Genomic DNA, 24566 nt, shown 5'->3' with positions numbered 1-24566 from the left:
AGTCTCGAAATGTGCACCCCCCGTCACCACCCCGTACACTTTTTGTGATCATGCCTTTCGGGACGAGGACCCTTTCCTCCGGTTCCGAGCATGATTTCGATCGCTTCTACGTCGAGGTGCTGCGGCCGATCGCGCAGACGGCCAGGTGGGCCGTGCTGCGCGCGGACGAGCTCGCCGAGCAGGGCACCATCGTCAACCAGGCGTTCCGGCACCTCCAGTCGGCCGATCTGGTCGTCGCCGACCTCAGCGCGCCCAACGGCAACGTCTATTACGAGCTGGGCATCCGGCACGCCATCTCGCCAGGTAAGACGATCCTGGTCGCGGCACGCGGCACGGAGCTGCCGTTCGACCTGGCGGGCCAGCGGGTGCTCTTCTACGACCTCGACTTCACGGCCGACACCCGCTTCCACACGCTCTACGCCCGAGCGCTCAACGGCGAGCCGAACCTCGACGCGAACCCGGTCAGGTCGGCCCTGACCAAGCTCGGCCTGCACTCCGATCCGGAGACCGATCACGTCGCCTTCCAGCAGGAGCTCAACCTCAAGATCGATCGAGCCCGGAACGTCGAGCAGCTGGTCGCGGTCTGGCACTGGGCCCGGCAGTTCGAGAGCCTGCCCATCAGCAGCCTGTTGTCCCTGGGCTATCGGCTCGCCGAGGCCGGCGACTACGCCAACGCCGTGCACGCGCTGGACGTGGCGTTCCCGACGGCCGCCCAGGATTACGAGGTGCACCGGCAGCGCGGCTTCTACCTGCGCAAGCTGGGCCGGCTGGAGGAGGCCGAGGCGGCGCTGACCAGGGCCAACGAGCTCAACCCCTCCGACCCCGAGACCCTGGGCATGCTCGGCGGCGCACTGAAACGGCAGCGGCGCTACACCGAGGCGCTGGAACGTTACGAAGCCGGCGCTCGGCTGTCCCCCACCAGCCTCTACCTGGCGGTCGCGCAGGCCGGCATGTCGATCATCGCCACGCCGCACGACCCCGAGCACGGCCTGACCCTCTACCGTGAGCTCCTGGCCAAGATCGAATCTGATCCCGGTTACGAGGTCGACTCCTGGGCCAACCTGGTCGCCGCCGAGGCCAGTTTCGTGCTCGGCCGGCTCGACAACGCCTATGCCCATGCCCGGGCCGGTGTGCGCCTGGGCGCCGGCCGGCTGGACCTGGAGTCGGCGACCGAGCAGATCAGGATGCTGGACGACGCCGGATTCCCGCTGCCGGACGCCCACAGCTTCGTCAGATGGCTGTCGCAGGGGGCCGCGGGCGCGATCCCCGCGAACGCCGGGCAGGCGGCACGGTTCCGGAAGCGCATCATCTTCCATCTCTCCGACGTGCACTTCGGCTCCTTCCTCAAGGAGGGGAAGAAGATCGACGCGCACCGCTTCCACGACAGCGAGAACACCAGCCGGCTGAGCCTGGAGCTGCAGGAGGAGTTCGACAAGGCCATGCAGCGGTCGGGGTGCGAGCCCGCCAACGCCACCATCGTGCTGTCCGGCGACTCCACCTACACCGCGAGCGAGGCGGAGTTCGACCTCGTCAGGGACTTCCTGAACGAGCTGTGCGGGTCCCTCGGGCTGGAGCCCCGGCAGGTGGTGGTCGTGCCGGGCAACCACGACATCGACTGGTTCCAGTCGGCCTCCAACTGGAGCCACCGATTCGACAACTACCTGGCCTTCGCGGTGAAGTTCTACGGCGAGCCCCTGTTCAGGGAGCTCTACCCGCTGGTCACCTGGGATCTGAAGATGCCGGGGAAGCGGCCGGCCCCCAACGAGCTGATCTACTACCGGGCCGACGACACCATCGCCTTCGTGGGCCTCAACTCGTGCGTCTTCGAGGACAACCAGAATCACTACGGCTTCATCGGCAAGCGCCAGCTCGACAACGTGAGCCGGGTGCTGGATATGAAGAAGGCGCCGGAGATCCGGATCGCGGTCATGCACCACCACCTGCACCCGTTCCCCGAGCCGCTGGAGACCAGGAAAGGCCATGACGTCACGCTGGACCTGTCGACGGTGCGCGACGCCGGCATGGTGGAGCAGCGCCTGGAGAAGCTGGGGTTCTCGCTCCTGCTGCACGGCCACAAGCACAAACCCCAACTCCGCGAGACCCTCGTACGGGACCCGCTGATCAGCTCGTCCACCACGGTGCGCCCGCTCATCGTCTCCGGCTGCGGCAGCACCGGGGTGAGCACGCACGGCCTGGAGCACAACCAGCCCAACCACTTCGCCATCCTGGAGCTGCTGCAGCCGACCCGTGCGCTCGGGGCCGACTTCGTCGCCGTCGAATGGCGCGAGCTGACCGTGGCGCCCGGCGCGGAGTGGGCCACCAAACAGCGCTGGACCCTCAAGGGGTGAGCGGAGCCATGGACAGGACCAGCCGTAATCTCGTTCCGGCGATGCTCGACGGGGCCCATGACGGGGAGCCTCTGCAACTGGCCACCGCCCTGTTCCGGCATGCCGAGCGCAACGCGCTGACCACGATCAACTGGTACCTCTGGAAGAAGACGATCAAGTCCCGCTGGTCGCGCTTCCTGCGGGCCTCGGCGATCGTGCTGGCCGTCGCCGGAGGCGTGACGCCCCTGCTGCACGCCGCGAGTCCGGGGCTCATCGCCTCCGGGTGGGGCTATGTGGCCTTGGCGCTCTCCGCCGGCTGCGTGCTCTTCGACCGCTACTTCGGCTACACCTCCTCGTGGATGCGCTACATGCGGGCGCAGGCCCGCCTGAACCGCGTCCTGGTCACGGCACAGGCGCAGTGGACCGCCGCGATGATCCGGTGCGCCCACGACGGCGCCCCGGCCGACGTGCTCATGCCCATCGTCCAGGACCTCATCAGGGGCACGGCCGAGACGATCGAGATGGAGACGGACGAGTGGGCTCGCGAGCTGACCGAGCAGTCGGAGCAGCTGCAGCGGACCACCGAGAGGGACGACAGGCAGCGGAAGTGACGCACGGTCAGGAGTCGACGTAGTCGACCTCCACGCAGACGTGTGCGGGCACGCCGAGATCGAGGACGGCCTTGAGCCAGGTGCGGTTGAGGTACACCGCGTTCGCGGGCAGGTCGATGGTGACCTTGGACGCCTCCGTGCCCGGCAGGGTGCCGCCCGGCTCGGTGGACCAGGCGGCGCCGCCCGAATCGGTGATCCGCACCGCTTCCGCCCCGGTGAGGGTCCGGATCAGTCTGGCCAGGCCGTCCAGGGTGCCGCGCGCCCGATGCAGGGACACGGCCTCCAGCACGAGATCGCGGCGCTGTTGAAGGGTCATGTGCTCGCTGAATCCGATGGCGACCCAACTGGCCAGCCACGGCAGGAAGTCCGGCGGCGTGCGGGCGGGGTCCAGGTAGCTGTCCAGGCAGTCCAGGGTGGTCAGGATCGGCGCGAGCACCTGGTCGAACGCCTCGGTCAACTGCTGGACCAGCGGGTCTTCGGCGTAGATGGCGGGCAGTTGCTCACCGAGCGGATGGGCGGTGGCCAGGCCCGTGACGGCGCTGCGCATGCTTCACGACTCCACTTTGATCTGGTGGCCGTACGAGAAGACCAGGGTGTCCGGTTCCAGGGTGATCTGCTGGACGGGCTCGCTACGCCGGCCGGTGACCGGATCGGCTTCGAACAGGAGGATCTGGTTGATCAGGTCGACGCCCTCCACCTGCTGGAGGATGGCGTGCACCTCGCCCGCCTGCACGGGGCGGCCGAACGGCCAGCCGGTGCCCCACTGTCCGCCGGTGACCGGGTTGAGATAGGAGTACAGCGCCGCCAGCGCCCGGGTGCGCACGTCGTCGTGGATCACGGCCGTGCCGGACCGGAGCACGGCAACGACCGTGACGCCCTGGTAGGAGGGCGGCTCGACGAGGACCCGCGCGCCCAGGCAGCGCCGCTCGTCCAGATAGCAGGCGATGCCACGAACCATCTCCTCCTTGGGCATCAGGTGCTCGAAGCCCTTCTCGGCCTCCGGCACGCGCGGCACGACGAGCACCCGTACCCCTTCGGAAGCGCCGCCGTCCGCGCGGGTGACGGGGATGCACTTGATCCGGGCCGCCGTCGGCGCCGCCTTCCGCGCGAGCGCCTCGTAGTCGTCGGCGCTGACGGCTCGATCCATGATCCGCAGCTCAAGCGGGCCCCGGATGGCGGCGTGGGCCACCGACTCGCCGTCCGCTCCGCCGACGGCGGGCCCCCGGTTGATGACGTCACGGACGAACGGCACCGGATCGCGGTGGGATGTCAGCACCCCGCGGGCCACGTTGCCCCGGCGTCCGCCGCCGGTGAGATAGGCGGGCACCGTGACGAGAGCGCCCTTCTCCGGCACGTCCCCGAAGAAGTTCATGCCACCGCCCTTCTCCCGCACCGCGGGGGGAAAGACGATCTCGCCCGTGAGCCGATCCACCACGAAGTGGCGGCTGCCGGCCGTGGTGGCGGCGAAGGAGTCCACCTCCGTCCACTCCTGCGGGCCACCACGCGCGAGCACCCGTACGACGAGCTTCTCGTCCGTGGCCACGATGGGCGGACGCTGGACGTTGAACCGCTGGCCCGGAACGCCCTCCGCCGTGCCGAGGACCTCGTCCTGTACGAGGTCGGCGTCGCAGGCCTCGACCGACCCGCCGATAGTCGTCGCGGTCACCGCCAGGATGCGCGGCGTGGCGGAGTACGGCTCACCCTGCCTGGCCTCGACCACCCGGCACCGCAGCCAGCCGCCGAGGTCGTCCGCCACCACGGAGGCCACATGATCGCGTGGCACGTGCAGCCGCACGTCACCGTCCCTGGTCAGCCCGCCTGTCGTGTCCTTCTCCAGCTCGCAGACCGCCCAGCCGTCGCCCTTCCAGTACTGCCATTCGAGCGGCGGGTCGTCGGGGTCGATCCCCGCGCCGGCGACCGCGCAGTCGAACGAGAGCAGGACGACGCATCCGGGCACCGGGTTCGGGAACGCGAGGTACACCGCGTCGTTGCGGCGGGGCGGGTCGTTGAAGCAGTCCACCCCCGTCCCCTCCCGCAGCTCCTCGCCGCGGTCCACCGGCTGCGACTCGGCGGTTCCGGTGCAGAGGTGATCGAGCGAGCTCGGGACGATCACCAGGTCGCGCGTGGTCATGAAGACCACGGGCTCCTCCCCCTCCACGGGCACGGTCGACACCCGGGTGCCCTTCGGCACCGTGACCGGTTGCGCCCTGCTCGCCGCCAGGGTGAAGGTGAGGTCGCAGCTCGCCGGAGTCGGCGGGAACAGGCGCACCCCGAGAAGGTCCAGGAAGCGCATGTAGTGCAGGTCGGTGACCCGGTTCAGCCGGTAGATCAGCTGCTCCACCATGAAGGCGAACGTCTCGACGAGCGTGATGCCCGGATCGGAGACGTTGTGGTCGGTCCACTCGGGGCAACGCCGCTGGATCAGCGCCTTGGCCTCGTCCACCAGATCCTGGAAGCTGCGGTCGTCGAGTGCGGGAGCGGGAAGCACCATCATGCTCCTTCGTGCGGCGGAATGACGTAAAAGGGAAAGACGAGGTTGCGCGGGTCGTTCTCACCGCGCAGCGCGTAGCGGATGTCGATGAGCAGGATCCCTTCGTTCGCCTGCTCGAAGCCCACGTGCACGTCGACCAGGTCGATCCGCGGCTCCCAGCGCTCCAGCGCCAGGCGGACCTCGTACGCGATCAGCCCGGCCGTGCCGGCGTTGGCCGGCGCGAACACCAGATCATGGATGGCGCAGCCGAACTCGGGCCGCATCGGCCGCTCGCCGGGCGAGGTGCCGAGGATGAGCCGGACGCTCTCCACGATCTCCTGCTCGCCCTTGACCAGCGCGATCGATCCCGTCCGGTCGATCCGCGCCTTGAAGGCCCAGCCCGCGCCGATGAAGTCCTTGTTCATGGTCATCATCCGATCGACACCGTGGGACAACCAATGATGATCATGGCGCCGCAGCCGGCCCGGTCGCCGACGCGCGCGGCGGGCAGCCCGCCGATGAGCACGGTGGCGCTGCCGGGCCCGGCGATGGGCGTGGGCGGATGCGGGGTCGTGGGCGAGGGGAACGCGCAGGTGTGCAGGGTGGTCACCGTCGCGGCGGGCATGCCACCGATGAGCACCGTCGGCACCCCGGGCCCGGTGATGAACCCGGGATGATCGGTGGCGTCGCCCACCCGTGCCGCGAATGCCATCAGTTGATCCTCACCTGTATGCCCTGGATCGCCACGTCGGCCTGGCCGGTGACGGTGACCCGGGCGCCCTTCAGCTCCAGCGGCCCCATGCCGGCGTCGACGGTGATGCCGGCCGCGCTCTTGATCTCCAGTGGCCCGTTGGTCGCCTCCACGGTGACGCCGGCGGCCCCCTTGATCGTGACCGCGCCCGTCCGCGCGTCCAGCCGTACGGTCGACCGCTCGTCACCCGTGGCGAGCAGCACCCCGCCCCCGGCGGTGACCGAGTCGACGAGCTCCAGGCGGTGGCCGGTCCTGGACACCAGAGCCCGGACGTTCACCTGCCCGCTGACATCGTCGACAACCGGGGCCGACAGCTTCGGCACCGCGTCCCGCCCGTTGTAGAGCCCGCCGAGCACGTAAGGATGGTCGATGTCGCCGTTCTCGAAGCCGACGAGCACCTCGTCCCCGACCTCGACCGGCAGCACCGCCCCCCGATCGTCGCCGGCGCCCGCCACCATCACCCGCGCCCAGCCGCTGGTGTAGCCCGCGGCCAGCCACGGCATGCTCAGCCGCAGCCGGCCCTGGCCCGCCGGATCGTGCACGTCGCTGACGATCGCCGGGACCAGCCCCATCCGGCCGGGCGGCGATGGGCGGGGCGGACCGGCCGACACCGTGAACGCCGTGGTGTAGCCGGTGACCGCGGAGAAGACGTGCCGCGTCCCGGACAGCCGGTAGCGACCCTCGAAAGGCGTGCCGACGTTGACCAGCTTCATCAGAGTGCCCGCGCGCAGCTCGGGATCTCCCCGCACCACGCCCTCCAGGTCGGCCGCGCCGCCGCCCAGGTCGGTCGCCAGCGCCTTGGCCGCGGCCGACACCTCGGCCTGGGTGCGGTGCCGGCTGTCCCCCGCCAGCACGGACGGCGCCCCGAACCGGCCGCCCAGCGCGACCGGGTCGGCGCCCGGCGCCTCGGCGTCCGCGGCGGCGGGCGTGGCCACGGCCGTGATCTCCTGCTTGTTCTGGTAGTCCCAGCCGCGTACCTCGACCTCGGGCACCTGACCGCCCGCCGAGACGGTCGCCCGGAGCGACAGCAGCTCCCCGCCGGCCGCCACGGTGACCTCCGGCGACCCGCCGCGCGGCCCCGGCAGCCGGAACGACAGCTTCCCGTCGACGACCCGTACCCGCGCCCCGGTCCGCTGGGACAGGCGGGACAGGAACTCCCAGTCGCTGATGCCGTCCTGGTTGATCTGCGTGCCGGGCCGCCCGCCGAGACCGGGCAGCGCGTCGATCTCGCCCGGCTTCAGCCCGGCCCGCCGGGCCACCATGCTCACGATGTCAGCGACCGCCATATCCGGATATACGGCGACTCGTCGCCCTCTCATGAGCCGGTGCGCCTCGTCCATCCCGCGCACCTCCGAGAACGTCCCGTCGGCGCTCACGTCGAGGGCGACCGAGGTGACCTCGCCGTTCATCAGCGGGCGCGGCCCTCCCGGGGCGGAGGTCTGCACCCTGAGCCGGACCTTCGCCCCGATCGCGAAGCGGCCCTTGCCCAACGCCACACCGCCGTCGTCGCGGAAGCGCAGCACGAACACGCCGGGCAGGTGCCGGCTGTCCTCGACATATCCCGACGCGAGCAGCGCCGCGACGTCCTCCGGCAGCGGGCTGCCCTCGACCTCCACCACGAGCCCGCCCGTGAACAGCTCAGCGGCCACCGGTCAGCTCCTCGAACGCGGGAACCAGCAGCCGGGTGCCCGGCCGTACCCGCATCGGGTCGTCGATGCCGTTCGCCTCGGCCACCACCCGCCAGCGGCTCGGGTCGCCGTAGGCCCGGTACGCGACGGCCGCCAGCGTCTCACCGGCCACCAGCACATGGACATCGATGGTGGTGCGGGCGCCCGAGGTCGGATTCTGCCTGGGCGGGACCCCGGCGATCTCCTCCATCGTCACCGAACAGACCGCCCGGATCGGCAGGCCGCCCGGGGTGAACAGCGTGAACCTGGCCGTGACATTGCTGACGAACGCCGTGAAACCGTTCAGCAGTCCCCACCGCAGAACCACCCACGGCGGGCACGACTGCGCGCTGGCCAGCGTCTTGTCCGTGGGCACGACGCAGCTGAACAGCTTGTCCACGGCCTTGGCCACCTTGTCGTCCAAGGTGTCGGTCGCGTCGAAGAACATCTCCAGCGTCAGCTTGCACGGGTCCGGGCCCTGAAACTGCGGCACGCCGCTCCTGCGGGTGTTGCGTTGCGGGCTCCGCCGCCAGCGGGCCGCCTTGGTGAACGCCAGCTCGTTCGGATTGAACTGGAAACTGATGGTGTCGTAGCTCCTGCCCGGCTTGCCGATGCCGGTGCTCGGCGGATGCAGGAGCTCCAGGTAGGCCCGTTCCAGGCTGGTCGGCGGCCCCTGACCGGAGGCGGCGGACGGCGCGCTGGCCTCGAACACGAGCGGCGACGACACCGGTCAGCCTCCCCAGCCCGGACCGAAGAACCCGTGATGAGCCAGCTCCACCGTCTCCATGGCGGCCTCGGGCGTCATGGAGTCGAACCTCGGCCCCGTCCATCTGACCGGGACCACATCCCGCAGCCCCCAGCTCGTGATCAGCTCGCCCTGCAGGGTACGGGCCTCGATGGTCGCCGTCCGGCGCCGCATCCCGTGCACCGAGCCCGCGAACCACCTGGTCACGTCCCGGCTCGCGGCCGTGACCGGCCTGGACAGCCGCACGTTGGAGAACCTCACCCGCGTCGGCAGCTGCCAGACATGCCCGTTGTTGCCGCCCTCCACCCGCTGCTCCATCTCGACCTCGCAGCCGAGACCGTCACAGCTGTCGAACGTGCCCAGGTCATCGCCGTCGATCTTGAGGCTGTAACACACCGCGACCGCGGTCTCCTCGTCCGCCATCCCCGCCTACCCCCACAACCCCGGGTCCGCCGCGAGCCCCCGCCGCTCCCGCTCCAACCGGAACTCAGCCCTCAGCCTGCGCAGCAGCGCTTCATAAACCGTCTCCACCAACTCATCCACCCGCATCCCCCCACCCCACTCCCCCTGAACCGCCCGCACCCCGCAGTCCTCCACCCGCCCGCCCTCAGCCCCGCCTCCCCCGCCGAGCTCCTCAGACACCACCCCTTCCTCCTCACCTGGCGCCCTCTCCAACTCCCCCACGTCCCGCCACCCTCGCGCCCCGTCCTCCCGTACGGCCTGCGCCCTTGGTCGGTCTGCCACGGCCCACCCCTGGGGCTTTGCGGCCTGCGCCCTTGACCTTTCGGGCTCCCACACGGCTCGGGTGACCGGCACCCCGGTACCGTGCGCGGGGCCGGCGAACTGATCCACGGGGCCTTTCTGCGCGGACCCAGCCCGGTCGTACGCACGGATCGAATCCGCCGACGTGCGCGGCGACAGCAGCCCGGCAGCCATCGGCTCCGACCATGCCCGCTGCGGGCCGCCATCCGTCCTGGGGCTCCTGCTGTGATGCGCCGGGAAGGTCACCGTGAAGGAAGCCGTCTCGATCCGGCGCCCGCCCGAACCAAGCGTGGGGGACTCCCCGCGAACCCCTGAACCCGGAAAGGAAAGATCCAGCCCCAGGGCAAGATCCGACCCCGTGGAGCCCAGCCCTGCTACCTCACCCCCCGACCCCGAAGATGCGCCCCCTGCGGACACCGACCCCGGAGCCCCACCCCTCGGAAATGCCATCCCCGAAGACTCACTTACCGACCTTGGCGACTCGGGCACCGGAGGCCCCGCCGCTGGGCGGTCCGGCGTCGCAGAGTCTGCCCCTACGAGGGTGTGCGCTCTTGGAACGTCCACCCCTGAGGACTCCAGCCTGGATGAGTTCAGCTTTGGAAAGTCCGGCTGTGGTGTGCCCGGCCTGGGAGGAACCGCCCCTGGAGAACCCAGCGTCGGGGAGTCCGTCCTGGTGAGGTCCGGCCGGAGCGAGACCGCGCCAAGCGGGTCCGACCTGGATGCGTCCGACCAGACTGGAACCGACCCAGGTGGATCAGACCCAGGTGGATCAGACCTCGGTGAGACCGGCCTCGGCGGAACCGGCCTCGGTAGGTTCGAGAGGCGGAAGTCCTGCGGGGCGGTTTCTTGATCGGGGACTTCAGAGAGGCTCTTGGCGTCGATGGGGGTGCCCGCCAAGCGCTCTGCGATGGGTAGAGGCCGCTCGTCATCGGATGCACCCTGCGTTGACGCGAGCGGAGCCTGGTGTGCCGGTTCGGAGATGAGCGGCTCGCCCAAGCCCAGCGGACGGCGCCACCGGGGCGCGCCTGCGGTGGTCCGCGGAATGCCGACCACCTCCTCGGGCTGACCAGCCGCAGACGGCATCGGTGCGCCCGGACTTACCGCCGTTTGGGGATAGTCCGGACTTACCGTCGTATGGGGATAAGAAGGTGCCGAACCGGCTGCCTTAAGTCCGTCGGTGACCACCCGACCGCCAGTCGGTGCCACCCCGTCCCCTACCGCCTCACCGGCCGACGCCTCCTCCTTGTGGGCATGCCGGGCAAACGCTCCGGTGTCGATGCCGAGAGTGGGCACGGTGACGGTTTCGGCGAGGGCCTCCGCCTCAGCCTTCGCGACGGCCCCGACAGGGGTATTTGGCTGTACGGGATCAACGCTGGGCGGCGCAGGCCGTACAGGCTCGGGCTCCATCGCCAGAGACCACGGTGGAGCCGGCTGTACGGGATGCGGTGAAAGCTTGGGTGTGGAGGGCTGCGCGGGCGACGGCGGGTGGGTCGGTGGCGTGGAGGCGTAACGTGCCGAGCCGTCCCGCCAGGATGAGACAGCAGACGACGCTGCGCCCTCACGCTGGGAAGAAGCAGCCGACGGCGAAGCGACCGACTCAGCGGAGGAAGCAGACCGGGCCGGGGCAGCAGGCGGCGCGGGACCCTCAAGCGGGGTAGCGGCATCCGGCGACGAAGCGACTGACCCAGCGCGAGCGGCAAACCCAGAAGAGACGACAGGCAGCCCGGAACTCTCACGCCCGGCAGAGGCGACCGGCGGCGAAGCGACCGGCCCAGCAGGGGTGGCAAGCCGAGCAGGGATGACGGGCGACGCGGAAGTCTCACGCTCGGGTGGCGTGACCGGGGGCAGCGCAACTGAACGGGGGTGGGTGCGAGGCTCGGGAGGGGTGGCGGACGTTTCTGGGGTGAGAAGGGTGGCGGGTGGGGGGAAGGGGTTCGGGGGGAAGGCGGTTGTGTCGTGGATGAGGCCGGAGGGGGCTTCGGGGGTTACCTGGTGGGTCAGGGGGGCGAGGAAGGATGGGTTGTGCCAGGTGGTGAGGGACAGGGCGAAGTGGTCGTATGGGATCACTACCGGGTGGGGGGTGAGGATGCCGGTCATGGGGGGTAGTGAGCGCCATTCGGCCGGTGCAGCGGGTGTCGCCGGGCAGGGCGACGAGGCGGGTGTCGCTGGGGTGAGACGGCGGGCGTTGCGGCGGGGCCAGGGCCATCTCATCGGGGGCCGCCGAGCGCGTTGATCTCGGCGACGAACCGGCGGCGGTCGGCGTGCTCCAGGTCGAGGATGTCGTCGAGGCCCCAGTGGAAGTGGTACGCGACGTATGCGACCTCCCCGTAGAGGCGATCCGTCGCGTAGGTCATGATTCCCCCAGGCGGCTGCCCGAGAGGTCGACGTCGAACTTGTGCCCGCAGTCGGGGCAGGCCACGGCCGCGCGCGCGTGCCCCTCGCTGTTGACCCGGCGGTAGAGGTCCTGGAGGAAGGCCAGGTCGGTGGCGAAGAAATCCTCGACGATCCCGGCGTGGACATCGGTGATGCCGCCCAGCCGGGTGATCACCCGGCCGAGGAGCACCACGGTGAGGTAGGCGGCGTTCTCGCGTACTCGATCATCTCGAAGCGGGACGAGTTCGTCGCGAGCGGTGGCCAGGCGCATGATGCCGTCGCGGTGCAGGGTGCCGGATTCGTCGAGGTAGCCGCGGGGCAGCCGGAAGGCGAATTCGGTGCGCAGCGGCGGCTCCCCGGCAGAAGCGGGGGACGGCTCCCCGGCGGAAGCCGAGCGCGGCGCCGCGGCCATCGATCGGCGCATCCCTACTCGACTTCCAGCTGTTCGTACGTGACGACCAGGGTCTCGGTGAGCACGTTGGTGTCGCCCGCCTTCATGGTGCTGATCTCCAAGCTCTTCGGCCAGGCGTTGGTCAGCTTGTAGCGCTTGATCGGATTGTTCTCGAAGTCGTAGACGATGATCGCGCCGCCCTTCCGGGCGCTGGTCATCCGGCCGAACCGCGCCTCCTTGGCCCACTTCTCGAAGCTCTGGTCGGCGGTCAGGCCACGGACGAGCGTCACCTCGCCGGCCCTGGGACGGCCGGGCAGTTTCTTGACGACGTACTTGCCGTCACCGGTGTTCTGCCGCAGCTCGATGACGTCCTGTTCCATCTTGAGGCCGGAGACCTCGCTGATCTGTTTGATGGTGATGCCGTCGACCTCGAGGCCGAAGGAGTGGGCGACCACGGTGTCGAGGTCGGGAAGTGCCATGTGCGATCTCCTGCGTTATTCGCTGACGAGGCTGACGCCGCTCGCCATCTGGGCTACCTGGAAGACGACGAACTCGGCCGGTTTCACCGGTGCGACGCCGATCTCGCACACGACCATGCCTTGCTCGATGCTCTCGGCGGGGTTGGTGTCGCGATCGCACTTGACGTAGAAGGCCTCGTCGGGGGTGAGGCCGAACAGCGCGCCTCGATGCCATTCCATGACGAGGAAGGCGGAGATGGTGCGGCGGATCCTGGCCCAGAGGGCGTCGTCGTTGGGCTCGAAGACCACCCACTGGGTGCCGTTCAGGATCGATTCCTGCAAGTAGTTGAACAGGCGCCGGACGTTCAGGTACTTCCATTGTTCGGAGCTCAGGGTGCGCGCCCCCCATACCCGGATCCCACGGCCCGGCATGACCCGAATGCAGTTCACGTTCGCTGGGTTGATGTCATTCTGTTCACCCAACGTGAGCTGGGTCTCCAGGGCGATCGCACCGCGGACCACTTCGTTGGCCGGAGCCTTGTGCACGCCACGGGTGGCGTCGCTCCGGGCCCAGATGCCGGCCATGTGGCCACTCGGCGGGATACGGATCTCACCTTTGCCGTCCGGATTGGCGACTTTGAGCCACGGGTAATAGAGGGTGGCGTACTCACTGTCCCCCAGGCCTATCCTCCAGGCCTTGATGTCATCCGCGGACAGCCCCGGCGGTGGGTCGAGGATCGCCATCCTGTCCTTCAGATTCGCGCAGTGAGCGATGAGGGCTCCCTGTACGCCCTTGACTCCGGCCTCGTCGATGGCGTTTCGTTCGAGGGCACTCATCAGGTCGGGGATCGCGATCATGGTCACTTCGTCGACCGCTTCGAGCCCGCCCAATCCGCGGCGATCACGGGCACTGCCGACATACATATCCGGTGTCATCTGGGCGGGCAGCGCCGGGGCCGGCGCCGGCTCCAGCTCCGCATCAGACTTCGGCTCCAGCTCCGCCACCTGCAACGTGACGGTCTGCGGCGCCGGTTTCACCGGGTCCTTCCCCGGCATCAGTTCAACCGTGACCAGCTTCGAGTTCCCCTTCGCGACATCACCGACGAAGTCCTTGGCAGCGCCTTTCAGCGAAATCTCGATCGGTTCGGTGATGTTGCCGCGCTTGACCGTCAGCGTGAACCGATCCTCTGGCGGACGCTCGCCCTCCGGGGTCGGCACTTCTGTGACCTCGGCGGTGATGGCGCGCCCTCCCGGCGCCGATTGCTTGGCGATGATCCGGAAGGGGCCGAGAATCGCCTGCGCCTTCGGGGCGGGCGCAGCCGCCGGCTCCGCCGACTGCGCGCCGTCGGCGCCGAGGCGGATCACGTAGCAGGCGCTGCCGCCGTTGAGGAAGTAGCCGTAGACGGCTTGTGGCAGGTAGCAGCCCTCGGCGAACCCACCGAACCGGTCGACATACTGGTTCCAACTCGTGACCAGTATCGGATCACCGGGGCCTGGTTTCACCGCGAATCCGATGAACGCTGCCACGGCCGTACCGACGCCCTCGATCGGCACAGATCCGGGGGGCTTTTCTCTCCAATAGACGCCCGGCGAATTCATCGGCTCACTCATCGGCCCCTCCTCGGCTGCCTGGTCATCCAGGTTCTTCCCGGTTCGCCGGTGCCGTGGCAGCGTCATCGGGCGACCGTGGAGGCGAAGCCGACCACCCCTTCGGGCGGCTATTCGGGCGGAGGGAGGACCGTGTCGATCAGGTAGACGTTCGCGTTGGCCGTCTGGATGTTCGAGCACAGCACCTTGGCGGTGCCGTTCAGGGTGATCTTGCCGTTGACGTTCTTGGCCTCGAGGTCGCCGCCCTGCTTCGTCCGCAGGGAGGCGTCGGTGAGGTCGGCCGGGGTCTTACGGCCGTTGACCACGGTGTAGGCGAGGAACGAGATGAGAGCCTCCTTGTCGGCGAACAGGTCCTCGGTCTCGCTCCCCCCGTACGTGTCGAAGGCTTTGTTCACCGGGACGAAGACGGTGATGTCGTTCTCGTCGTTGAACTTGGCGGTGAAATCGGCCTTCTCGATGGCCGACACGAAGGTCGACGCTTTGGGGATGTCGGCCAGGGCCGTGGCCACCCGCTGATTCGCCAGCGCGGCGCTGCTGCCGGGCCCCGACGACGGAAGCAGGTCGCAGGTCTGGGCGTGCCGGGGCGGGGCCGGCCGCTGCGTCGGGGTGGTGGGAGTCGGGGTGGTCGGCGTCGGGGTGGGCGTCTCAGGCACTGGAGTTGTTCCGTTCTCCTCCGGAGACGGGGTGCCCCAGCCGGGCTCCGGTTCGTGATCGGCCTCAGGCGTCGGTTCCTGATCGGGCCAAGGCTGTGGCTCCCCGCTCGGCGAGCCGCCGTCGGGTGAGGGTGCGGGAGCGGGCGGTGACGCGGAGACGAGGGCCGCCGCCAAGCAGATGGACGAGAAGATAGCCCTGTGGTCCATGGGTCGATGCCTCCCGAAACGAGACGTCAACCCGAGGCTGCCACCGGGAGTGAAGCCGCCACCAGTGCGCGACAGGCCACCGCGAGGGCGGGAAAGGCCGCCCTCCGGGCTGCCCGAACGGGCGGAGCTCATTGTCTGCGTTCGACGACCAGGTAGTCGAAACCCACGGCCGGTCCGGTGAACGCCGAGACGGTGAACCCGTCACCATCCTGATCGTCCACGTACACGGCCGGGGCGGCGGCGCCGGACAGCCCGCTGTGCGTGACGTCCGTGGTGAGCAGGACGACGCCGGAGTCGGCAGAGGCGTCGATCCGCGCCGGATCCCCGGACGTGGTGGTGCCCGCCCCGGCCACCGAGGAGTCGTCGGAGTCGATGACGACCCAGTTGAACCCGATCTCCATGGGCGCCGGCACCAGGTCGAGGGTGGCCACCGTGAACCCGCCGTCCTCCTTCGTGTCCACCCTGAGCCCGGCGACGTGATCCGCCGGCAGCCCGTCCACCTCCACCGTCAGCAGGATCACCGACTCGCTCGTGGCCGTGCCCGCCGGGATGCTCACCTGGCGCTCGCCCGGCTGGATGCTCCCGGAACCGGCCTCGTAGGGCCTGCCGTTGAGCGTTCCCTTGGGGTCCCGCACGATGAGGTAGTTGAACCCCATCCCGGCGACGTTCGACTCGTCGAGCCCCTGCACCGAGAAGGTGTTCCAGCCACGGCGGGTCACGCCCACGGCCCCGGTGAACGGCAGCCAGCCGGGCTCCGCCTCGGCCCAGGACCCCTGGGACAGATCGGGGGTGAGGAAGATCTTCGCCTCGTCCGGAAGTGTGGACGTCTCGACGGAGGTGTACCCGTCGGTCAGCGTGCCACTTCCCGCCAGGTAGGTCTCCCGGTCCAGGACGGCTTGCTCCTGCTCGCCGCGCCACGCGTTGAAGGCGACGGCGGCGACCAGAGCCAGCACGACGACCGCGACGACCGCCTTCAGCGGCCACGACATGGCCAGCGGCAGCACCGTCCTGGTTCCGTCGGCCCGGATCGTCTTCCCGCCGTCGTCGACGTCCACCTTCGCGGCGAAGGGGATCTGGCGGGCCGGTCCGGTGAGGCCGGGTCTCGCCCAGACACGCAGGGCCAGCTCCGTGCGCCCGGGGGCGATCAGCAGCCCCGGCGCCGGCCGGGAGAACCGCAGCTCGTTCTCGGCATCCTCCGCACGGACCCGTACCCGATGGGTCAGATTGCCCTGGTTGGCGAACACCACCATGTGCTGGGTCATCCACCACCCCCGGGAGTCCTTCGGGGACAGCTCGACGGAGAGGTCGTCGAACCCGGCCACCACGCAGTAGCCCTCCGCCGCGGCCGTGATGCCGGAGCTGACCTGCGAACGAGCCCGTACGGTGAAGCTCGCCGCTCCCGCCGGCACGGACGAGGAGCGCGGCGGGGCGAAGGTGACCACGCATTCGGCCGCCTCGTCCGGCTGGATCACGAGCTCCTCGGGCACGACCGTCGCGTACGATGCCGCGCCGCCCTCGACCGTGACCTTGGCCCGCTCCACCCGGGTGCCCTTGTTGCGCACGGTCACGGTCGTGGTGACCAGCTCGCCGGGCGCGCAGGCGAGAGAGCTGTCGGAGAGGCCGACGGCCAGCTCGGCGTGCTGCTCCTGGGGCGGCGGCTCGGCGCGCTGCGGCCGCCGGGTGTCGTCCTCGGGGTCATGCCGCTCCCAGGCGAGGTACTCCCCGCACACGACGCAGAACCTGGTGCCGTCCGGATTCTCGTCGCCGCACTTCGGACAGGTGATGCTCATCCAGAACCTCCGGTGCGGTGGCTGTCGGCGCGCAGGGCCAGCGGCTTGGTGACCGGTGGCGACACGGGCGCGGGAGGCTCCGGCATGATCGGAGCACTGATCACGACGTTGACGAACGGTCGCAGCCCCACGCCCGACGCCACCAGCGCCGTCGCGAGGTCTCGATCGTCCGGCGGCGGTACGGCGGCCGCCATCGGGACCGGCAGCCCGAGCTCCGCCAGCGAGCCCGTCAACCGATCGGCGGGGATGGTGTCCTGCGCGAGCAACGCCCGCAGGGTCGCGTCCAGGAGCCGGTGCTCCTCCTCCAGCTCCGGCGCCGACACCGTGACCAGGTACGACAGGCGTACATAGCGGGGAGGGCCGTGCCTGGCCGTCAACGTGCCGTCGGCGTCGTACTCGTTGACCGTGCCCTGCCGGCGCGTGCCCGGGTCCTCGCGGATGTCGTACAGCTGCAGGTGGACCGTCGCGGCGGTCGGCTCCACGCCGGGTGCGGCGAGGGAGATTTGCGTCTTCGAGCGCTGCACCACCCTGCGGCGGATCAGCTCCTCCAGCGCCCGGTCGACCTCGCCGATGACGCCGCCCGCCGCTGTCACAGCAGCCCGTTGCGCAGCGCGTAGGCGACCGCGTGGGCCCGGTTGCGCAGGTGGAGCCGGGTGGTGATGTCATGCAGGACGGTCTTCACCGTACGCTGCGAGTAGGACAGGGCGGCGGCGATCTCCGCGGTGTCACACCCTTCGGCGATCAGCCGCAGCACCTGGACCTCCCGCTCGGCCAGGCCGGCGAAGGTCAGCCCGCGCGGCCCGAGCATCTCGCCCTGCACCCGGCTGACCTGGGTGAGCAACCGCCCGAGCAGATCCGGCGGCATGACACCCGCGCCGGAGGTGGCCGACTGGATCGCCGCGACGAGTCGTTCCGGGCTGGCCTCGGCACGCCGTACGACACCCGACACGCCGATCTCCACGATGGCGAGCAGCCCGCTGTCGTCCACGGTCCCCGCGACGACCACCAGCCGCAGGTCTCCATGACAGCGCAGCGTCCGCAGCACGCCCAGCGTGTCGGCGCACACGCCGTCGGCCACCACCAGCGCGACCTGCGCCTTCTCCGGGGTGTCCGTCTCCAGGAGCTCGACCTCGGGCCGCTGCTTGAGCTGGCTCAGCACGCCTGCGCGGGAGATGGGGTCGTGAGCCTTCACGACTACCTGGATCCGCTCCATTCCATCTCCGTTCGACTCCGCTCTGGCGCCGGCAACTCCGAAAATCGCACAGAGAGCGGGCGAGACGCGGACACCACATCCTGGAAACAAGCAAAAAATGAGACAACGCAGCTTTGCCCCGCCCGCCGGAGCTTGGGGATGTTGCCGCCGTTATGGGGTTCTGGCACCTTGTTCGGCATGCCCGCCGATGCGCCCCCGGAGCCCGCCCACCGTCCATCGGCCCTTCGGACGGCCGGCCGCGTGTCCCGGACGGCCGGCTACGTCCTCGCCCTCGTCGTCCACCTTCTCGCGCCGGCCTTCCTGGTCACCGGCGTCTACCTGATCGCCGGCCTGACCGTAGTCGGCGTCCTGTTCGGTCTGGTGGCGCTGGACCTGGCCTGGCTGCTGCGTCCCCGCCCGACCCCCTTCCCCGCCCCCGCCGTGGCCCTCACCCGCTCCGACGCCCCCCACCTGTACGCCCTCATCGACGGCATCGGCGAGGCCCTGGCGGCGCCCCGTACGGACCTGGTGGCCATCAGCGGCGAGGTCAACGCCTCGTTCCGCACCTACGGCCGGCGGCGCGACCGGCTGGTGGAGATCGGCTACCCGCTCTGGCTGATCCTCACCCCGGAGGAACGCGTCGCCCTGCTGGCCCACGAGATGGCCCACGCCAGGAACGGCGACGCCAGGCACGGCCTGGTGGTCGGCAGCGCCCTGCACTCGCTGCACGAGCTGCGCCTGGTCACCCACTTCGGGTGGCGTCCGGGCGACGGCGGATCGGATCTGATCACCAGATGCCTCCTGGCCCTGCTGGGCCTCCCCGTCCGCGCCCTGATCCTCCTGCTGGAGCTCCTCCTGAACCACTCCTCCCAGCAGGCCGAATACCGCGCCGACGAGATGCAGGCTCAGGTGGCCGGCGTCCCGGCCGCCGCCTCGCTCCTCGACGTCCTGTCCACCCGGGCCCCCTCCGTCCGCGACTTCCTCGGCTCCAGCGCCGTGGCCGTGGGCACGTGGGACCTGTGGACGGCCCTCCGGTCTCACCTGGACGCCATCCCTCCGGCCGAGCTCGACCGGCGTCGCGAGGCCGCCCAGGTCGAGAAGGCCCGGGTGGACACGACCCATCCGCCGACGCACCTTCGCATCCGACGCGTGCTGGCGCTGCCGTACCCGACACCCCAGGTGGCCGCTCCGGCGATGGAGGGGATCGAGGCGGAGCTGGAGCGGGCGGCCGGGCGCGTGGCGCGGAGCCTGCGGGAGGACGCCCAGTCGGCCCGCTATCGGTGACCGGGTCAGCTGAGGGTTTCGCCGCCGTCGACGGTGATGACCTGGCACCGCCGCCGAGAGACGGTGATCGGAGTCGTGCGCACCCTCGTCAGCTGAGCGACCGCGTCAGTCCAGGCAGAACTCGTTGCCCTCGGGGTCGGTCATCACGATAAGGCCGGCGCTCAACGGCGGAGCGGGCTCGTCGCGCCGTACCCGCGTCGCACCCAGCGCGACGAGCCGGTCGCACTCGGCCTCCAGCGCCGCCATCCGCTCCTCCCCCTGCAGGCCGGGAGCCGCGCGGATGTCCAGGTGGACGCGGTTCTTGGCGACCTTGTCCTCCGGCACCCGCTGGAAGAACAGCCGGGGGCCCTGCCCGTCCGGGTCCTCGATGGCCGATCTGGTGTCGCGCTGCTCCTCCGGTACGCCGATCCGCGCGAGGAAGTCGTCCCATGCGGCCAGCGGGTCGGCGCCCTCGGGCAGGTCGACCCCGGGCGGGCCGGGGTGGACGTAACCGAGGACGTCGCGCCAGAAGGCCGACAGCGCCCGTGGGTCGTGGGCGTCGAAGGTGACCTGAAGGTGGCGGCTCATCGGGTCGCTCCGTTCGTGTGCAGGTAGAGGTCGCGCAGCAGGCAGACCTCGGACAGGTGGTGGATCAGCTCGCGGTGGATGTGCAGCACCAGATCGGCCATGGACGCCTCGGGGTAGGGCTCCTTCGGGCCGACCCGGGCGCGGAGCCCGGCCTCGCCGAGCCCCCGCACTCCGGCCAGCCAGCGGTCGAGCTGGGTCTCGAGCTGGTCGAGCGCGGTCGCCGCGGTGCCGGCGTACTCCCAGGTCTCGTACGAGGCCGCCGGCGCGCCGAAGTGGGCCGCGTTGCGCGCGGCCAGGACGCCGACGATGACGTGACCGAGCCGCCAGGCGATCGTGGTGAACGGCGAGGGGACCGGCTCGGGGAAGGCGTAGTCGACGGTGAAGTCCCCGGCGCCGCCCTGCATGGGCGCGGTCGAGGTGCCGCGGGGCCGCACGCTCCAGGCGTCCGGCACCGGCGACCAGAAGTACTCGTCGTCGGTGAGGCCGTCGAGCCGGACGCGAAGGTGATGGTTCCAGTGGAACTCAAGCTGCTCACGCAAGGTCTGGTTCCAGTCGAGTTCGTTCATGGGGCCAACCCTGACAGGCCAAGCGGACAGGATCGGTCCGCTATCTGGCAGAGTGGGTGCATGGGAGAGCCGCGCGGTGACGAGAGGGGCACGACGGAACGCGTGCTCTCGCTGCTCGGGCTGCTGCAGCAGCGCCAGATCTGGACCGGCCCCGAGCTCGCCGACCGGCTCGGGGTCACCCCGCGCACGGTACGGCGCGATGTCGAACGGCTGCGCGCGCTCGGCTACCCGGTGCATGCCAGCCAGGGGGTCGGCGGCGGCTACCAGCTCGGGCCGGGGCAGGACCTGCCGCCGCTGCTGCTCGACGACGCCGAGACGATCGCCACCGTGGTCTCGCTGCTCGCCGGCGCGGGTGGCGCGGTCGCCGGCGCCGGTGAGGCCGCGCTCCGGGCGCTGACCAAGCTCGACCGGGTGCTGCCCACCCGGCTACGGCACGAGGTGCGCGCCATCTCCGACTCGGTGGAGTCCTTCGGCGGCGGCCGGGCCCCGGTCGACCCCGAGGTGATCATGACACTGGCCCGAGCCTGCCGCGACGAGGTCGAGGCCGGCTTCGACTATCCGTCCGGCGGTGACCTACGACGGCGGCGGGTCGAGCCGTACCGCCTGGTCGCCTCCGACCGGCACTGGTACCTCCTCGCCTACGACCTCGATCGCGACGACTGGCGCAGCTTCCGCGTCGACCGGATGGCCGGCGTGTCCGCCCGCACCTGGCGCTTCCGCCCGCGCGAGGCGCCGGACGCGGCGGCGTACGTGCAGGAGGGCGTGGCGAGCCGGGTCTACCGGCACCAGGCGCGCTTCCTCGTGCACGCGCCGACCGACACGGTCCGCGCGCAGATTCCGGCGGCGGCGGCCGTCGTACGGCAGCGGGACGGCGAGGGCTGCGAGGTGCTCAGCGGCGCCGGCAATCTCGACTTCCTGCTCATGCACGTGGTCCTGCTGGGGCACGACTTCGAGGTGCTCGACCCGCCGGAGCTCAGGACGCGCTGCCGGGCGCTGGCGGAGCGGCTGCTGGCGGCCGGTGGGCACCCGGCGGAGGTCACCGGCGGCGGCCGACAGTGAGGACGGCCGACCAGTGGCGGGTGAGCCGTCCGTCCGGGCGTGCGGCCAGCAGGCGGCGTATCTCCCGGTAGAGATATGCGCGCTTGTCCGGCTCCATAGCGATATGGCCGGAGAACGTGTCGAGCAGCGCGAGGTAGCCGTCCGCCGTGTAGCGCAGCGCCCATACGTAAAGTTTCGTGCCGACCACCTCGAACCGGCCGGAGGCCTCGAACTCGGCGGCCATGGGATCGGGCTGCTCCTCGGGCGGCGGCCCCGGCCACGGGCCGTCATGACCTTCCCCGATCTCCACATAAGCCTTCTGGATCTCGGTGAAGAACGGGTCGAAGTCCGCCGGCATGGCGTGGTCGGCGTTCCACACGGCCAGGTGACCGCCCTCGGCGAGCAGGGCGGCCGCCTTGGCGTACTTGACCTCCGGGTCCACCCACTTCCAGGCCGTGGCCGCGTACAGGAGATCGAAGCGGGCGCCGGCCGGCGGCGCCCAGCTCTCGAACGACGACGCGACCACCGAGACGTCGGCGAATGCGCCGAGCCGGCGCCGCGCCTCCGCCGCCAGGGCCGCGCCGAGCTCGACCGCCGTGATCCGGAAACCCAGCCGCGCCAGCGGCAGCGTGGCCTTGCCCGGCCCGCAGCCGACTTCGAGCAGGTGCGCGGGTGGCGTCACCCCGGTGACCGCCAGCAGGTCGGAGTACAGCTCGGCCGGGTAGTCGGGGCGCGCGTCCTGATAGATGGCGGCGGCGCTGTCGAAGGTCACTCGCAACCGATGTTCCTGAGACATGCACCGATCCTGACATCCGGCCACGCTGCTCGGCCAAGGCCACGCTCCTCCGCCAAGGGCGCGCTCCTCGGCCAAGGGCACGCTCGACGGCTAAGGGCTCGTGAGGATGACGAGTCGCTGGGTGGCTCGGGTCATCGCGACGTAACGGTCGACGGCTCCCTCGATGCCCTCGCCGAACGTCTCCGGGTCGACGAGGACGACCAGGTCGAACTCGAGCCCCTTCGACAGCTCCGGGGTCAGCGACCGCACGCGGGACGTCGTACGGAAAGTGGGGTCGCCGATGACGCAGGCGATGCCGTCGGCGTGCGCGGCGAGCCAGGTGTCGAGGATCGAGCGCAGATCCTCGGTGGATCCGTGCACGACGGGGGCGTCGCCGCTGCGGATGGAGGTCGGCACGTTGGCGTCCGGGAGCACGGCCCGGATGACCGGCTCGGCCGCCGCCATGATCTGTTCCGGCGTCCGGTAGTTGATGCTCAGGGAGGCGAGCTCGACCCGGTCGAGCCCGATCCGCTTGAGGCGCTCCTGCCACGACTCGGTGAACCCGTGCCTGGCCTGGGCCCGGTCTCCGACGATGGTGAAGCTCCGCGACGGGCAGCGCAGCAGCAGCATCTGCCACTCCGCGTCGGTCAGCTCCTGCGCCTCGTCCACGACGACGTGCGCGAACGGGCCGGCGAGCACGTCCGGGTCGACCGTGGGCAGCTCGGACTCGTCGACCAGATTGCGCTGGAAGTCCTCCCGGCGCAGCTGCGTCACCAGGCCCTCGCCGTCGTCATCGGCCTCGATCAGGTTCTCGACGACCTGGGCCATGCGCTCGCGCTGGGCGGCGAGAGCGGCTTCCTGGCGGCGCTTGCGCCGCGACGCCTCCGGGTCCCCGAGCCGCTGCCGGGCCGCGTCCAGGAGCGGCAGGTCGGACACCGTCCAGGCCTGGGCGTCCGCACGCCGGAGCTTGCGCACCTCGTCGGGGCTGAGCCAGGGGGCGCACAACCGCAAGTAGGCGGGCACGGTCCACAGGTCTCCGACCAGGTCGGCCGCCTCGATCAGCGGCCACGCGCGGTTGAAGACGGTGAGCAGCTCCCGGTCCCGCAGCAGCGCCTTGCGGACCAGGTGGGCCGGGGCGTCCCCGTCATGCTTGTCCACCAGGATCGTGAGCAGCTCCGCCCAGATCTGGTCGCGCGCCTCGTTGTGCGGAGTGCCGGGGTCAGGCGCGTCGAACGCCTCCGCCCAGTCGTCGGCGGTCAGCCGGACACCGGACCAGGGGGTCGTGACCGTCATCCCGGTGGTGGGCGGGTTCTCGTAGAACCTGACGGCCGGCTCGATGGCCTTCACCAGGTCCGCGGACGACTTCAGGCGCGCCACGTCCGGGTCGGCCTCGACCGCCGCCGCGGCTCCCTCGGCGACCAGGTCCCGCAGCGTGCAGGTCTGCACGCCCTCCTCACCGAGGCTGGGCAGGACGTCGGCGACGTAGGCCAGGTAGGGCTGGTGCGGGCCGACGAACAGCACGCCGCCCCGGCGGTGACCGAGACGAGGGTCGGAGTAGAGGAGGTAGGCGGATCGGTGCAGGGCGACGACGGTCTTCCCGGTGCCCGGACCGCCGTCGACGACGAGCGCGCCGCTGGATCCCGCGCGGATGATGGCGTCCTGGTCGGCCTGGATGGTGCCGAGCACGTCCCGCATCCGGGGCGAACGGTCGCCGCCCAGGCTGGCGATGAAGGCGGACTGGTCGTCGAGCGCGGCGTGCCCTTCGAACCCGTCGGAGGTGAACACCTCGTCCCAGTAGTCGCTGATCCGGCCGCGGGTCCAGCGGTACCTGCGGCGGCTGGCCAGCCCCATCGGGTTGCCGTGGGTGGCTCCGAAGAACGGCTCGGCCGCGGGCGAACGCCAGTCGAGCAGCAGCCGGCGACCTGTGTCGTCCGTGAGGCCGAGCCGGCCGACGTACACGGGCTCGGAGTCGTCCGCGCCGACCATGTGCCCGAGGCACAGGTCCAGCCCGAAGCGACGCAGGGTGCGCAGCCGCGCGGCCAGCCGGTGCACCTCCAGGTCCCGGTCCATCGCCTGCCGGCCCTTGCCGCCGGGCGCCCTGCGCTCGGCGTCGAGGCGGCCGGACAGGTCGGCGATCGACTGCTCAAGGGTCTGCGCGATGGCCGCGAAGTGCCGCTCATCGCCGGCGATGAGCTTCGGGTCGGCCTTCGGCAGGAGGTGGTCGGGAAGGTCGAACGCGCTGGTGGTCAGCGAGGTCACGTCATCGGCTCCGATCTGAGGCTGCTGTGCCGTGTCGAGCACGACTGCCTCGGCCGCCGATTGTCCGGCATG

General features: G+C 70.6%; 24 protein-coding genes. 4 read left to right on the top strand and 20 right to left on the bottom strand.

The window, feature by feature from the left end:
• The first annotated feature begins 50 nt into the window (after positions 1 to 50).
• Both OHA68_RS17355 and OHA68_RS17350 read left to right on the top strand, forming a co-directional pair.
• Complete coding sequence (locus OHA68_RS17355; RefSeq protein WP_327108574.1) at positions 51 to 2348, top strand: metallophosphoesterase; 2298 nt, start codon at positions 51 to 53, stop codon at positions 2346 to 2348.
• 8 nt (positions 2349 to 2356) lie between these two features.
• Positions 2357 to 2938, top strand: coding sequence for an SLATT domain-containing protein (locus OHA68_RS17350; protein WP_189144383.1), 582 nt, complete (start codon positions 2357 to 2359; stop codon positions 2936 to 2938).
• 7 nt (positions 2939 to 2945) lie between these two features.
• On the opposite strand, the gene OHA68_RS17345 is transcribed toward OHA68_RS17350, so the two are convergent.
• From OHA68_RS17345 to OHA68_RS17270, 16 genes are all read right to left on the bottom strand, one after another.
• Complete coding sequence (locus OHA68_RS17345) at positions 2946 to 3485, bottom strand: phage tail protein (RefSeq protein ID WP_327108573.1); 540 nt, start codon at positions 3483 to 3485, stop codon at positions 2946 to 2948.
• A 3-nt stretch (positions 3486 to 3488) separates the two neighbouring features.
• Positions 3489 to 5432 (bottom strand): putative baseplate assembly protein, encoded by a 1944-nt coding sequence (locus OHA68_RS17340; RefSeq protein WP_327108572.1) that lies wholly within the window; start codon positions 5430 to 5432, stop codon positions 3489 to 3491.
• Positions 5429 to 5833 carry a GPW/gp25 family protein gene (locus OHA68_RS17335; RefSeq protein WP_327108571.1) on the bottom strand — a complete coding sequence of 135 codons (405 nt, stop codon included), beginning with the start codon at positions 5831 to 5833 and terminating at the stop codon, positions 5429 to 5431. Before OHA68_RS17335 ends, OHA68_RS17340 begins: the two co-directional genes overlap by 4 nt.
• Before the next feature lie 5 nt (positions 5834 to 5838).
• Positions 5839 to 6120, bottom strand: coding sequence for a PAAR domain-containing protein (locus OHA68_RS17330; protein WP_327108570.1), 282 nt, complete (start codon positions 6118 to 6120; stop codon positions 5839 to 5841).
• Positions 6120 to 7808, bottom strand: a complete 1689-nt coding sequence (locus tag OHA68_RS17325; RefSeq protein ID WP_327108569.1) for a VgrG-related protein — start codon at positions 7806 to 7808, stop codon at positions 6120 to 6122. Before OHA68_RS17325 ends, OHA68_RS17330 begins: the two co-directional genes overlap by 1 nt.
• Positions 7798 to 8553, bottom strand: a complete 756-nt coding sequence (locus OHA68_RS17320; protein ID WP_189144387.1) for a CIS tube protein — start codon at positions 8551 to 8553, stop codon at positions 7798 to 7800. The genes OHA68_RS17325 and OHA68_RS17320 overlap by 11 nt, the downstream gene beginning before the upstream one ends.
• Positions 8554 to 8556: 3 nt before the next feature.
• On the bottom strand, positions 8557 to 8994 hold the full coding sequence (locus OHA68_RS17315; protein WP_189144388.1) for a phage tail protein: 438 nt from the start codon (positions 8992 to 8994) through the stop codon (positions 8557 to 8559).
• Positions 8995 to 9000: 6 nt separating this feature from the next.
• Positions 9001 to 9315, bottom strand: coding sequence for a hypothetical protein (locus tag OHA68_RS17310; RefSeq protein ID WP_327108568.1), 315 nt, complete (start codon positions 9313 to 9315; stop codon positions 9001 to 9003).
• Positions 9316 to 11540: 2225 nt separating this feature from the next.
• A complete protein-coding gene (locus OHA68_RS17305) occupies positions 11541 to 11687 on the bottom strand; it encodes a DUF6760 family protein (RefSeq protein ID WP_189144390.1) in 147 nt (48 codons plus the stop codon).
• Positions 11684 to 12130 (bottom strand): hypothetical protein, encoded by a 447-nt coding sequence (locus tag OHA68_RS17300; protein WP_327108567.1) that lies wholly within the window; start codon positions 12128 to 12130, stop codon positions 11684 to 11686. Before OHA68_RS17300 ends, OHA68_RS17305 begins: the two co-directional genes overlap by 4 nt.
• Positions 12131 to 12132: 2 nt before the next feature.
• Positions 12133 to 12576, bottom strand: coding sequence for a phage tail protein (locus OHA68_RS17295; RefSeq protein ID WP_327108566.1), 444 nt, complete (start codon positions 12574 to 12576; stop codon positions 12133 to 12135).
• A gap of 15 nt (positions 12577 to 12591) precedes the next feature.
• A complete protein-coding gene (locus OHA68_RS17290) occupies positions 12592 to 14232 on the bottom strand; it encodes a phage tail sheath family protein (protein WP_327108565.1) in 1641 nt (546 codons plus the stop codon).
• Between the two features lie 41 nt (positions 14233 to 14273).
• On the bottom strand, positions 14274 to 14816 hold the full coding sequence (locus OHA68_RS17285) for a fasciclin domain-containing protein (protein WP_327108564.1): 543 nt from the start codon (positions 14814 to 14816) through the stop codon (positions 14274 to 14276).
• A 335-nt stretch (positions 14817 to 15151) separates the two neighbouring features.
• Positions 15152 to 16813, bottom strand: a complete 1662-nt coding sequence (locus OHA68_RS17280; protein ID WP_327108563.1) for a zinc ribbon domain-containing protein — start codon at positions 16811 to 16813, stop codon at positions 15152 to 15154.
• Positions 16810 to 17406 carry a DUF4255 domain-containing protein gene (locus OHA68_RS17275; protein ID WP_327108562.1) on the bottom strand — a complete coding sequence of 199 codons (597 nt, stop codon included), beginning with the start codon at positions 17404 to 17406 and terminating at the stop codon, positions 16810 to 16812. Before OHA68_RS17275 ends, OHA68_RS17280 begins: the two co-directional genes overlap by 4 nt.
• Positions 17403 to 18026: a response regulator transcription factor gene (locus OHA68_RS17270; RefSeq protein WP_327108561.1), complete on the bottom strand. Its 624-nt coding sequence runs from the start codon at positions 18024 to 18026 to the stop codon at positions 17403 to 17405. Before OHA68_RS17270 ends, OHA68_RS17275 begins: the two co-directional genes overlap by 4 nt.
• 177 nt (positions 18027 to 18203) lie before the next feature.
• On the opposite strand from OHA68_RS17270, the gene OHA68_RS17265 reads away from it, so the two are divergent.
• Positions 18204 to 19289 carry a M48 family metalloprotease gene (locus OHA68_RS17265; RefSeq protein WP_327108560.1) on the top strand — a complete coding sequence of 362 codons (1086 nt, stop codon included), beginning with the start codon at positions 18204 to 18206 and terminating at the stop codon, positions 19287 to 19289.
• 105 nt (positions 19290 to 19394) lie between these two features.
• On the opposite strand, the gene OHA68_RS17260 is transcribed toward OHA68_RS17265, so the two are convergent.
• Positions 19395 to 19856, bottom strand: coding sequence for a VOC family protein (locus OHA68_RS17260; RefSeq protein ID WP_327108559.1), 462 nt, complete (start codon positions 19854 to 19856; stop codon positions 19395 to 19397).
• On the bottom strand, positions 19853 to 20422 hold the full coding sequence (locus OHA68_RS17255) for a DinB family protein (protein WP_327108558.1): 570 nt from the start codon (positions 20420 to 20422) through the stop codon (positions 19853 to 19855). Before OHA68_RS17255 ends, OHA68_RS17260 begins: the two co-directional genes overlap by 4 nt.
• Before the next feature lie 60 nt (positions 20423 to 20482).
• Between OHA68_RS17255 and OHA68_RS17250 the strand changes: the two genes are divergently transcribed.
• Positions 20483 to 21481 carry a helix-turn-helix transcriptional regulator gene (locus OHA68_RS17250; RefSeq protein ID WP_327108557.1) on the top strand — a complete coding sequence of 333 codons (999 nt, stop codon included), beginning with the start codon at positions 20483 to 20485 and terminating at the stop codon, positions 21479 to 21481.
• Here OHA68_RS17250 and OHA68_RS17245 read toward each other — a convergent pair.
• Both OHA68_RS17245 and helR read right to left on the bottom strand, forming a co-directional pair.
• Positions 21459 to 22256, bottom strand: a complete 798-nt coding sequence (locus OHA68_RS17245; RefSeq protein WP_327108556.1) for a class I SAM-dependent methyltransferase — start codon at positions 22254 to 22256, stop codon at positions 21459 to 21461. The two genes, OHA68_RS17250 and OHA68_RS17245, sit on opposite strands and share 23 nt — an antisense overlap.
• A gap of 90 nt (positions 22257 to 22346) precedes the next feature.
• Positions 22347 to 24494: an RNA polymerase recycling motor ATPase HelR gene (gene helR, locus OHA68_RS17240; protein WP_327109518.1), complete on the bottom strand. Its 2148-nt coding sequence runs from the start codon at positions 24492 to 24494 to the stop codon at positions 22347 to 22349.
• Between the last annotated feature and the right edge of the window lie 72 nt (positions 24495 to 24566).

The sequence above is a fragment of the Nonomuraea glycinis genome, assembly GCF_035920485.1.
Classification (GTDB): domain Bacteria; phylum Actinomycetota; class Actinomycetes; order Streptosporangiales; family Streptosporangiaceae; genus Nonomuraea; species Nonomuraea glycinis.
The sequence above is the reverse complement of the archived record's forward strand: the minus strand, read 5'-3'. Positions and strand labels throughout refer to the sequence as shown.

What these genes read in the sequence shown, in the direction of transcription:
- OHA68_RS17245 (WP_327108556.1), bottom strand. Translation starts at nt 22,256, where the DNA reads ATGTCTCAGGAACATCGGTTGCGAGTGACCTTCGACAGCGCCGCCGCC.
- OHA68_RS17305 (WP_189144390.1), bottom strand. Translation starts at nt 11,687, where the DNA reads ATGACCTACGCGACGGATCGCCTCTACGGGGAGGTCGCATACGTCGCG.
- OHA68_RS17270 (WP_327108561.1), bottom strand. Translation starts at nt 18,026, where the DNA reads ATGGAGCGGATCCAGGTAGTCGTGAAGGCTCACGACCCCATCTCCCGC.
- OHA68_RS17265 (WP_327108560.1), top strand. Translation starts at nt 18,204, where the DNA reads ATGCCCGCCGATGCGCCCCCGGAGCCCGCCCACCGTCCATCGGCCCTT.
- OHA68_RS17340 (WP_327108572.1), bottom strand. Translation starts at nt 5,432, where the DNA reads ATGATGGTGCTTCCCGCTCCCGCACTCGACGACCGCAGCTTCCAGGAT.
- OHA68_RS17280 (WP_327108563.1), bottom strand. Translation starts at nt 16,813, where the DNA reads ATGAGCATCACCTGTCCGAAGTGCGGCGACGAGAATCCGGACGGCACC.
- OHA68_RS17355 (WP_327108574.1), top strand. Translation starts at nt 51, where the DNA reads ATGCCTTTCGGGACGAGGACCCTTTCCTCCGGTTCCGAGCATGATTTC.
- OHA68_RS17300 (WP_327108567.1), bottom strand. Translation starts at nt 12,130, where the DNA reads ATGCGCCGATCGATGGCCGCGGCGCCGCGCTCGGCTTCCGCCGGGGAG.
- OHA68_RS17350 (WP_189144383.1), top strand. Translation starts at nt 2,357, where the DNA reads ATGGACAGGACCAGCCGTAATCTCGTTCCGGCGATGCTCGACGGGGCC.
- OHA68_RS17290 (WP_327108565.1), bottom strand. Translation starts at nt 14,232, where the DNA reads ATGACGCTGCCACGGCACCGGCGAACCGGGAAGAACCTGGATGACCAG.
- OHA68_RS17295 (WP_327108566.1), bottom strand. Translation starts at nt 12,576, where the DNA reads ATGGCACTTCCCGACCTCGACACCGTGGTCGCCCACTCCTTCGGCCTC.
- OHA68_RS17330 (WP_327108570.1), bottom strand. Translation starts at nt 6,120, where the DNA reads ATGGCATTCGCGGCACGGGTGGGCGACGCCACCGATCATCCCGGGTTC.
- OHA68_RS17345 (WP_327108573.1), bottom strand. Translation starts at nt 3,485, where the DNA reads ATGCGCAGCGCCGTCACGGGCCTGGCCACCGCCCATCCGCTCGGTGAG.
- OHA68_RS17315 (WP_189144388.1), bottom strand. Translation starts at nt 8,994, where the DNA reads ATGGCGGACGAGGAGACCGCGGTCGCGGTGTGTTACAGCCTCAAGATC.
- OHA68_RS17250 (WP_327108557.1), top strand. Translation starts at nt 20,483, where the DNA reads ATGGGAGAGCCGCGCGGTGACGAGAGGGGCACGACGGAACGCGTGCTC.
- OHA68_RS17255 (WP_327108558.1), bottom strand. Translation starts at nt 20,422, where the DNA reads ATGAACGAACTCGACTGGAACCAGACCTTGCGTGAGCAGCTTGAGTTC.
- OHA68_RS17260 (WP_327108559.1), bottom strand. Translation starts at nt 19,856, where the DNA reads ATGAGCCGCCACCTTCAGGTCACCTTCGACGCCCACGACCCACGGGCG.
- OHA68_RS17335 (WP_327108571.1), bottom strand. Translation starts at nt 5,833, where the DNA reads ATGAACAAGGACTTCATCGGCGCGGGCTGGGCCTTCAAGGCGCGGATC.